The 9,026-nt window shown below is 63.2% G+C and carries 9 protein-coding genes; 5 read left to right on the top strand and 4 right to left on the bottom strand.

The window, feature by feature from the left end; all coding sequences use genetic code 11:
• Window positions 1–599 (bottom strand): hypothetical protein (locus AAG799_RS13370; protein WP_341896670.1); only part of this gene is annotated, 599 nt, incomplete at its 3' end.
• A gap of 175 nt (window positions 600–774) precedes the next feature.
• Between AAG799_RS13370 and AAG799_RS13365 the strand changes: the two genes are divergently transcribed.
• Window positions 775–1,914, top strand: a complete 1,140-nt coding sequence (locus AAG799_RS13365) for a glycosyltransferase family 4 protein (protein ID WP_341896668.1) — start codon at window positions 775–777, stop codon at window positions 1,912–1,914.
• 55 nt (window positions 1,915–1,969) lie between these two features.
• On the opposite strand, the gene AAG799_RS13360 is transcribed toward AAG799_RS13365, so the two are convergent.
• Window positions 1,970–3,001: an amino acid ABC transporter substrate-binding protein gene (locus AAG799_RS13360; RefSeq protein WP_341896666.1), complete on the bottom strand. Its 1,032-nt coding sequence runs from the start codon at window positions 2,999–3,001 to the stop codon at window positions 1,970–1,972.
• A 254-nt stretch (window positions 3,002–3,255) separates the two neighbouring features.
• Between AAG799_RS13360 and thrS the strand changes: the two genes are divergently transcribed.
• The 4 genes from thrS (at window position 3,256) to AAG799_RS13340 (ending at window position 8,149) form a co-directional block, all read left to right on the top strand.
• A complete protein-coding gene (thrS, locus tag AAG799_RS13355; RefSeq protein ID WP_341896664.1) occupies window positions 3,256–5,241 on the top strand; it encodes a threonine--tRNA ligase in 1,986 nt (661 codons plus the stop codon).
• Between the two features lie 71 nt (window positions 5,242–5,312).
• Window positions 5,313–5,855, top strand: coding sequence for a translation initiation factor IF-3 (infC, locus tag AAG799_RS13350; protein ID WP_341896672.1), 543 nt, complete (start codon window positions 5,313–5,315; stop codon window positions 5,853–5,855).
• Between the two features lie 90 nt (window positions 5,856–5,945).
• Window positions 5,946–6,938 (top strand): NADPH:quinone oxidoreductase family protein, encoded by a 993-nt coding sequence (locus tag AAG799_RS13345; RefSeq protein ID WP_341896662.1) that lies wholly within the window; start codon window positions 5,946–5,948, stop codon window positions 6,936–6,938.
• The gene (locus AAG799_RS13340) at window positions 6,935–8,149 is read left to right on the top strand and encodes a class I SAM-dependent methyltransferase (protein ID WP_341896660.1); all 1,215 of its coding nucleotides are present in this window, start codon (window positions 6,935–6,937) and stop codon (window positions 8,147–8,149) included. The genes AAG799_RS13345 and AAG799_RS13340 overlap by 4 nt, the downstream gene beginning before the upstream one ends.
• Before the next feature lie 7 nt (window positions 8,150–8,156).
• On the opposite strand, the gene AAG799_RS13335 is transcribed toward AAG799_RS13340, so the two are convergent.
• Together AAG799_RS13335 and AAG799_RS13330 are read right to left on the bottom strand one after the other, a co-directional pair.
• Window positions 8,157–8,381, bottom strand: a complete 225-nt coding sequence (locus AAG799_RS13335) for a hypothetical protein (RefSeq protein WP_341896658.1) — start codon at window positions 8,379–8,381, stop codon at window positions 8,157–8,159.
• Entirely contained in the window at window positions 8,378–8,986 is a 609-nt protein-coding gene (locus AAG799_RS13330; RefSeq protein ID WP_341896656.1) for a nicotinate-nucleotide adenylyltransferase, read from the bottom strand. The genes AAG799_RS13335 and AAG799_RS13330 overlap by 4 nt, the downstream gene beginning before the upstream one ends.
• Window positions 8,987–9,026 lie beyond the last annotated feature (40 nt).

Below are 9,026 nucleotides of genomic sequence, written 5' to 3'. Positions count from 1 at the left end.
ACCGTGGTGTAATAGCTCAGCACCGAATGCAGGCTGTGCGGATGGTTCAGCAGGCCGAAGCTGTGCAGGATTTCATGCCGCACGCAGCGCTCGATATTGGGCGCGGCCAGATTGATCTGCAGGTTCACATGCTGGATATGGCCGCTGGTATTGTAATTGGGGCCGGCGTAGCAGATCGCCTTGCGGTCGCCGAGATCGAAACTGGCGACATTGTGGAAGCCCATGGTGTAGTTGGCCGGTTCCTGCGCGCTGGCCGGACGGGCCTCGATACCGGCAATTGCCGCCTGCCGTTTCAGCGTGGCGATGGCCAGATTGATCAGGTCCGGCCGGGAGCGGATACCCTCGATCTTGTAGAGGATCGGCTTTTGCCATTTCACGATCATGCCGGCGGGGTTGTAGGTGCCGCCATGGGCGACATCCTCGCGGCTGGCCCAGAGTGCGCTGGCATCGAAGCCGCGCAGGATCTCCTCATGGGAGGGATTGGCATTGGGCGGCGTGCGGGCCGCAGCCGGGCCAAAGCCGATGGCCAGCCACAGCAGGGCGGCCAGTGCCAGGATCGGTCCGTAAGCCCATGTCCGTGATTTTGTGCGCTGTAACACCCTGCCGTTTCCTGCTTTCTTCGTCCTGCGGCCGGTCCGGCCTTGCCAGCGCCGCGGCTTTGCGATACGCGGCATGCGGCCTATAGTGGTCCAACTTCCCGCCGTTTCAGCCGCGATGTCCGACAACCCCATTTCTAACGCAGACAAGCCCAGTTCGGGAAGACCACCCGCCGTGATGCAGGTGCTGCCCGCCCTGGTGACCGGTGGCGTCGAGCGCGGCACGGTGGATACCGCCAAGGCGCTCGCCAGGGCCGGCTGGGTTTCCTATGTGGTGTCTGAAGGCGGCCCGATGGTGCGCGAACTGGAACGCGCCGGCGCCAAGCACATCACCCTGCCGGTGGCGAGCAAGAACCCGTTCAAGATCCGGCGCAATGCCGCGCGGCTGGAGGAGCTGATCCGCAGCCTGCCGGTCGACCTGGTGCATGTGCGCTCCCGCGCCCCGGCCTGGTCGGCGCGCCTGGCGGCGCAGCGCTGTGGCGTGCCGCTGGTCACCACATTCCACAATGCCTACAAGTCGCATAGCTGGTTCAAGAAATTCTGGGCCGGACCGATGGCCAAGGGCGATGTGGTGGTGGCGATTTCCGATTTCGTCGCCGATTACGCCAACAAGGCCTTCGGCGTGGCCCGCGCACGCCTGGTGACGATTCCGCGCGGCACCGATCTGGCGAAATTCGATCCGACCCGCATCTACCCAGAGCGCATGTCGAACCTGCAGCAGCAGTGGCGCCTGACCGACGGCCGCCCGGTGATCCTGCTGCCGGGCCGGCTGACGCGCTGGAAGGGCCATACGGTGCTGCTGCGGGCGCTGAAAATCCTCGCCGACCGCCATGGCGAGCAGGATTTCACCGCCGTGCTGCTGGGCTCCACCCAGGGCCGCGAAGGCTATCGCGCCGACCTGGAGGGCCTGATCGTGCAGCTCGGTCTGGACCGCAGCGTGCGCATGCCGGGCGATGGCAAGGATATGCCGGCGGCTTACATGCTGGCTGATGTGGTGGTCTCGGCCTCCACCTTCCCCGAAGGCTTCGGCCGTGTTGCCGTCGAAGCACAGGCGATGGGCAAGCCGGTTGTCGCCACCGATCATGGCGGTTCCCGCGAAACCGTGCTGCCGGGCGAAACCGGCTGGCTGGTGCCGCCGGGCGATGCCGAAGCCTTGGCCGATGCACTCGATGAGGCGCTGAAGCTGACACCGGAACGGCGCATGCAGATCGCCGAGCGGGCGCGCCGTCATGTGATGGAAAACTTCACGGTGGATGCGATGTGCGAGGCCTATATCAAGGTCTATACACGCCTGCTGTTTCCCAATCACAACAACTGAAACGCAAACGACCGGGGTTGAGCCCCGGTCGTCGCGTATTTGGATATGATGCTGTTCAGCGCAGCGGAATGGCGTACATCAGACCGCCTTTGGTCCACAGATCATTCAGGCCGCGCTCCAGCTTCACCGGGCTGCCCTTGCCCAGGTTGCGCTCGAAGCTCTCGCCGTAATTGCCGATCTGCTTGACGATCCAGTAGGCCCATTTCTCATCCAGGCCGAGCGCCTTGCCATAGCCCGGGGTGACGCCGAGGAAGCGCTTGATCACCGGATCTTCGCTTTTCAGCATCTCGTCCACATTGGTCTGCGTGATGCCCAGCTCCTCGGCTTCCTTCAGCGCCAGCAGCACCCATTTCACGATCTGGTACCACTGGTCGTCACCCTGGCGCACCATCGGACCCAGCGGCTCCTTGGAGATGCGCTCGGGCAGGATGATGTAATCATCCGGCGGATTGAGCGCGGTGACGCGGATGGCGGCGAGCTGCGAGGCATCGGTGGTGTAGACGTCGCAGCGACCGGAGGAGAAGGCGGCGATGTTTTCATCCACCTTCTCGATCACCACGGCCTTGAAGGTCATGTTCGACTTGCGGAAGTAATCCGACAGGTTCAGTTCCGTCGTCGTCCCCGGCTGTACGCAGACGGTCGAGCCATTCAGTTCCTTGGCCGATTTCACGCCCAGCTTCTTGTTCACGATGAAGCCCTGGCCGTCATAGAAGTTGACGCCGGTTTCGCGCAGGCCGAGCGAGGCATCGCGCAGCAGGGTCTGGGTCACGTTGCGGGTCAGCACGTCGATCTCGCCTGACTGCAGGGCGACAAAGCGCTGCTGCGCTGTCAGCGCGGTGTATTTGATCTTGCTGGAATCGCCGAACATGGCGGCCGCCACGGCGCGGCACATGTCGACATCGATGCCGGTCCACAGGCCCTGGCTGTTCGGGGCCGAGAAGCCGGCGACACTGCCGTTGACGCCGCATTGCACGAAGCCCTTGGCCTTGACGGCATCGAAGGTGGCGCCGGCGATGGCCGGTGCAGCCAGCCCGGCCAGGGTCAGACCCCCAACGGCAAGTCCGGCAAGAATGGTTCGGATACGCATGGATAAAGCCCCCTGTTGAACGACGCCCTGTGGACGACGGTTGACCCGTCCGGTTATGCGAAGCCCATGCCAGCATATTCCCGGCCCCGGACCCAGCAGATTCGGCTGCGCCGGCCAGGGTCAGACCCGCGCTGCTGCCGAAAGCGGCAGGCGTCGCGACGCGCTGCCCTGAATCGGGCCGGGCGGGCGGCTGGCCCGGCTTGACAGGGGGGCCGTGGCGGCTAGGCTGCGCCCCCTTGGAGGTCCGCTAAATCATGTCCAGCTCAGCCCTTTCTGCCGCCGAAATCCGCGTCACCCTGCCCGATGGCAGTGTGCGAACTTACGCGGCCGGCAGCACCGGGGCCGATGTGGCGGCCAGCATTGGCGCCGGCCTGGCCAAGGCGGCGCTGGCGATCCGCCTGGATGGCGTACTGAAGGATCTCAAGACGCCGATCAAGAGCGACGCCAAGCTCGAGATCGTGACGATGAAGGACAAGAACGAGGCCGAGCTGCTCGAGCTGATCCGCCACGACGGCGCCCATGTGATGGCGCAGGCGGTGCAGGAGCTGTTCCCCGGCACCCAGATCACCTTCGGTCCCGCCACCGAGGACGGTTTCTACTACGATTTCGTCCGTGACGAGCCTTTCACGCCGGAAGACTTCGGCAAGATCGAGCAGCGCATGACAGAAATCGTCAAGCGCGACCTGCCGATCGAGCGCGAGGAATGGGCGCCGGAAAAGGCCGTCGAATACTTCACGTCGATCGGCGAGACCTACAAGGCCGAGTGGGTGGCGGAAATCGCCAAGCGCGGCGAGGCGATCTCGATCTATCGCCAGGGCGACAGCTGGCTCGACCTCTGCATGGGTCCGCATCTGCCCTCCACCGGCAAGCTGCCACCGGTATTCAAGGTGATGAAGGTGTCGGGCGCCTACTGGCGTGGCGATGCCAAGAACCGCCAGCTGCAGCGCGTCTATGCCACCGCCTGGCGCGACCAGAAGGAACTGGATGCGTATCTCAAGCGCCTTGAGGAAGCCGAGAAACGCGATCATCGCCGGCTCGGCAAGGAAATGGGTCTGTTCCACCAGCAGGAAGAGGCCGCCGGCATGGTGTTCTGGCACCCCAAGGGCTGGACGCTGTATCGCACCCTGGAACGCTACATGCGCCAGCGCCTGGAGAAGGCCAAGTATGTGGAAGTGAAGACGCCGCAGCTGGTCGACCGCAAGCTGTGGGAAGCCTCGGGCCACTGGGAGAAGTTCCGCGAGAGCATGTATATCGCGGAAAACGAAGAGGGCATCCGCGACTTCGCCGCCAATCCCGATGAGCGCATCTTCGCGCTGAAGCCGATGAACTGCCCCTGCCACGTGCAGATCTTCAACCAGGGTCTCAAGAGCTATCGCGACCTGCCGCTGCGCATGGCCGAGTTCGGTTCCTGCCATCGCTTCGAGCCGGGCGGCGCGCTGCACGGCATCATGCGCGTGCGCAACTTCACCCAGGATGATGCGCATATCTTCTGCACCGAGGACCAGATCATCTCGGAGAGCAAGATCTTCTGCGACCTGCTGCAGAGCATCTACAAGGATATGGGCTTCACTGAGATCAAGGTGAAGTTCTCCGACCGGCCGGCCAAGCGCGCCGGTTCGGACGAGACCTGGGACAAAGCCGAGAATGCCTTGAAGGATGCCTGCATCGCGTCCGGCCTCGACTACACGCTGAACCCCGGCGAAGGCGCCTTCTATGGTCCGAAGCTGGAATTCGTGCTGCGCGACACCATCGGCCGTGACTGGCAGTGCGGCACGCTGCAGGTCGACTTCGTGCTGCCCGAGCGGCTGGGTGCGGATTATGTCGGTGCCGATGGTGCCAAGCATCGCCCTGTGATGCTGCATCGCGCGATCCTCGGCAGCTTCGAGCGTTTCATCGGCATCCTGCTGGAACAGTATGCCGGGCGTCTGCCTCTGTGGATGGCACCACTGCAGGCCGTGGTGGCGCCAATCGTGTCAGATTGCGACGACTATGCGCAGACCGTCGCCGACCAGCTCGATGCTGCCGGCATGCGCGTCGACACCGACCTGCGCAATGAAAAGATCAACTACAAGATTCGCGAACTCAGCCTGGCCAAGGTGCCCGTCATCCTGGTGGTCGGCAAAAAAGAGGCGGAGCAGGGTACCGTCACCCTGCGGCGCCTGGGCACGGAGCAGCAGGAAACCATTGCTTTGGCCGAGGCGATTGCTAAATTGTCGGCCGAGGCCCGGATGCCCGGCTGACCCCATGGGGGTCAACCCGTCCAATTCGCCTTAACCTACTGATTTTGTTGCAACTGCTTTAGGAGCGCGTCATAGCCCGTCCCCCCTTCAATGCCCCGCCGACACCGAAAACCGATGGACCGCGGGTTAATTTCGAGATTGATGTCCCGAACGTCCGCCTGATTGACGCCGTTGGCGAAAATCGTGGCGTGGTTTCCATCCGTGAAGCCCTGCGTCTGGCTGAAGAAGCCGGCCTCGATCTCTGCGAAATTTCGCCCACCGCCGACCCGCCCGTCGCCAAGATCCTTGATTACGGCAAGTACAAGTACGAGGCGCAGAAGAAGGCCGCCGAGGCGCGCAAGAAGCAGAAAGTTATCGAGATCAAGGAAATCAAGCTGCGTCCGATGATCGACACGCATGACTATGACGTGAAGATGCGGGCGATGCAGCGCTTCCTCGAAGAAGGCGACAAGGTCAAGGTGACCCTGCGCTTCCGTGGCCGCGAAATGGCGCACCAGGAGCTGGGCATGAAGCTGCTCGACCGCGTGCGCGACGATCTTGGCGACAAGGCCAAGATGGAACAGACGCCCAAGATGGAAGGGCGACAGATGACGATGGTTATGGCCCCGAAATAACCCGGGGCTTCCGCCATGGCGCCGATGCAAGTCGGCGCCATTTCTGTATCTGCGGCACAACAAAAAATCAGGATTCAAGGGAGTCGTGCGATGTCGGCAGTCACTGTGAAGGCGATGGTGTGCAAGGCCTGGGGTGGACCGGAGAGCCTGGTGCTCGATGATCTGTCGTTACCCGCACTCGGCCCGAAGGATGTTCGGATCCGCGTACATGCCGCGGGCCTCAATTTTCCCGACACCCTGATCATCGCCAACAAATACCAGGTCAAGCCGGCTTTCCCCTTCGCGCCCGGCATGGAATGCGGCGGCGAAATCATCGCCGTCGGCGAAAAGGTGACCGATCTCAAGGTCGGCGACCGCGTGATGGCGACCACCAGTAACGGTGCCTTCGCGGAGCAGATGAACTGTCCGGCCGCCAATGTGTTCAAGATTCCTGCCAGCATGCCCTACGAGATCGCGGCCGGTTTCCCGATCACCTACGGCACCACCTATCACGCGCTGGTCGACCGTGGCCGCATCAAGAAGGGCGAGGTGCTGCTGGTGCATGGTGCTGCCGGCGGCGTCGGCCTCAATGCTGTCGAACTGGGTCGCGAACTCGGTGCCACCGTGATCGGCACCGTGGGGTCGGACGAGAAGGCCGCCATCGTGAAAGAGTATGGCGCTTCTCATGTGATCAATTACTCGACGGAAAGTATCAAGGACCGCGTCAAGGAACTTACCGGCGGCAATGGCGCCGATGTGATCTATGATGCCGTCGGCGGCGATGCTTTCGATCAGAGCTTGCGCTGCATCAACTGGGATGGCCGCCTGCTGGTGATCGGCTTCGCCTCGGGGCGCATTCCGGAAGCACCGGCCAATCTGGCGCTGATCAAGGGCTGCAGCATTGTCGGCGTCTTCTGGGGTGCCTTTGCTGCTCGCGAACCGGAAAAGAACCGCGCCAATTTTGCAGCCCTGCTGGCGTTGTATGAACATGGCAAGCTGAAGCCGCATGTTTTTGGCACCTTCCCGCTGGATCAGGTGCCGCAGGCGATGCAGGCACTGCTGTCGCGCAAGACCACAGGCAAGGTGGTCATCAAGGTCTCGTGACAGATCCGGTTCAGCAGCAATACGAAGCCTATCCTTATCCGGCCCGTGACCCGGCCGACGAAACGCGCCGGCTGATCACCGGCAGTCCCAGCTTCCTGCCTGAACTCAATCACTATGTTTTCGGCGGCCGGCGGGATTTCCATCACCCCATGCGGGTGCTGGTCGCTGGCGGCGGTACCGGTGACGGGCTGATCCATCTGGCACAGTATCTCGCTGCCAGCGGCGCCCAGCATGAGGTGGTCTATCTCGATCTTTCCACCGCCTCGCGCGCCATTGCCGAGGCGCGCGCCAAAGTACGTGGCCTGACCAATATCCGCTTCCGCACCGGCTCGCTGCTCGATCTGCCGCAACTGGCGCCGGGGCCGTATGACTACATCGACTGCTGCGGCGTGCTGCATCATCTGCCCGATCCGGCTGCGGGTTTGCAGATGCTGGTCGATCAGCTCGGCCCTCATGGCGGCATGGGGTTGATGGTCTACGGGCAATATGGTCGCGCCGGCGTCTACCCCATGCAGGCAGCACTGCGCCAGCTCACCATAGGCGAGGCACCGCAGCGGCAGGTGGCGCTGGCCAAAGCGCTGCTGGCTGAATTGCCCGAGACCAATGAATTCCAGCGCAATCCATTCCTGGTCGATCACAAGAACAATGATTCTGGTCTGTATGACCTTCTGCTGCATAGCCAGGACCGTGCCTATACGGTGCCGGAGCTGCATGCGCTTATTGATGGGGCGGGCCTGCATATCGCCAGCTTTATCGAGCCCTGCTGCTACGACCCACTCACCTATCTGAAAGACGACGAACTGCGTCGGCGCGCAGCAGCCTTATCGCTGCCCGAGCAACAGGCGCTGGCCGAGCGTCTGTGCGGTTCGCTGAAAACCCATGTGATGTATGTGGTGCCGCAGGACCGCGCTGCCGAGGCCGTGGCACAACCGGCCCCGGATCTGGCGCCATGGCTGAATGGCGTGCCGGCCAAGGCGCTGGCAGAGACGCTGGCCCAGCGCGGCGAACTGGCGGTGACCTTTGATGCCGCCCGGCTGGTCTTTGCCGCGCCGTCGAAAGCTGCCGAGATCGTGGCACTGATCGACGGGCGCCGGAGTCTGGGCGCAATGGCGCAGATGATGGATTTAGGCTGGGACGACTTTGCCGCGATTTACGGCCCGGTTCACCGGATGCTGACCGGCGTGAACAAGCTGTTCCTGCGGCAACCGTGACGGCGGCTTATTTCTTGTCGAGGTCGGCCAGCCATTGTGGCAGCGGACCAGACAAAGCGTAGGTCTCCTGCGCCGTGATGCGGCCGTAATCTGCTTCAGACATCGAGTCCGGACGCTGCTCCAGAATGGTCAGGTCAGGGAAGCGCTTGGTGATCTGATCCTTGCTTTCGGCATTCAGGATCGCCCACAGGCCACCGGTGCCAAAGTCGTAAGCAACAAGAAAGCTCTTCATCCTACGTGCCTTCCGTTTTTCTTCTGCCGGATCGCTGTGGCCGAGAGCGGATTGAGTTTGGACTTCAGCAGCAGGAAGGCCGGCGTGGCCTTGCCCGGCAGGGCAGGGGCATCATAGCGTGCCACGCGGTGCCGCGACAGCCATTGCCCGGCCGGACTTTGCATTGCCGTCAGGTTGAAGCCCGGACGATCCAGCACGGCGATCGGCATGGTCCGGGCAATACCCTGCCAGTCGCGCCAGCGATGCAGTTGCGCCAGGTTATCAGCGCCCATCAGCCAGACGAAGCGTGCCTGCCGGTAGTGCCGGTGCAGGGCTGCCAGGGTATCGGCCGTATACTGCGTGCCGAGCCGGGTTTCGACCGCGGTGACCCGGATACGCGGATGCGCCGCCACGGCCTGGGCCTGGGCCAGCCGCGTATCGAGCGGCGCCATACCGCGCGCAGGTTTGAGCGGATTTTGCGGGCTGACCAGCCACCAGATCTGATCCAGCTTCAGCCGGTGCAGCGCGGTCAGGCTGATTTCGCGATGGGCGGCATGGGCGGGGTTGAACGAGCCGCCGAGCAGGCCGATGCGCAGGCCAATGGATGAACCGAGGGGCGGAATCATGCGGGGCTTGGCTGCTCCGTCGTTATGGCCTGGACAGGCA

Origin of the sequence: Ferrovibrio terrae (assembly GCF_943371255.1) — a bacterium.
GTDB classification, from domain to species: domain Bacteria; phylum Pseudomonadota; class Alphaproteobacteria; order Ferrovibrionales; family Ferrovibrionaceae; genus Ferrovibrio; species Ferrovibrio terrae_B.
This window is presented reverse-complemented; position numbering and strand designations above follow the sequence as displayed.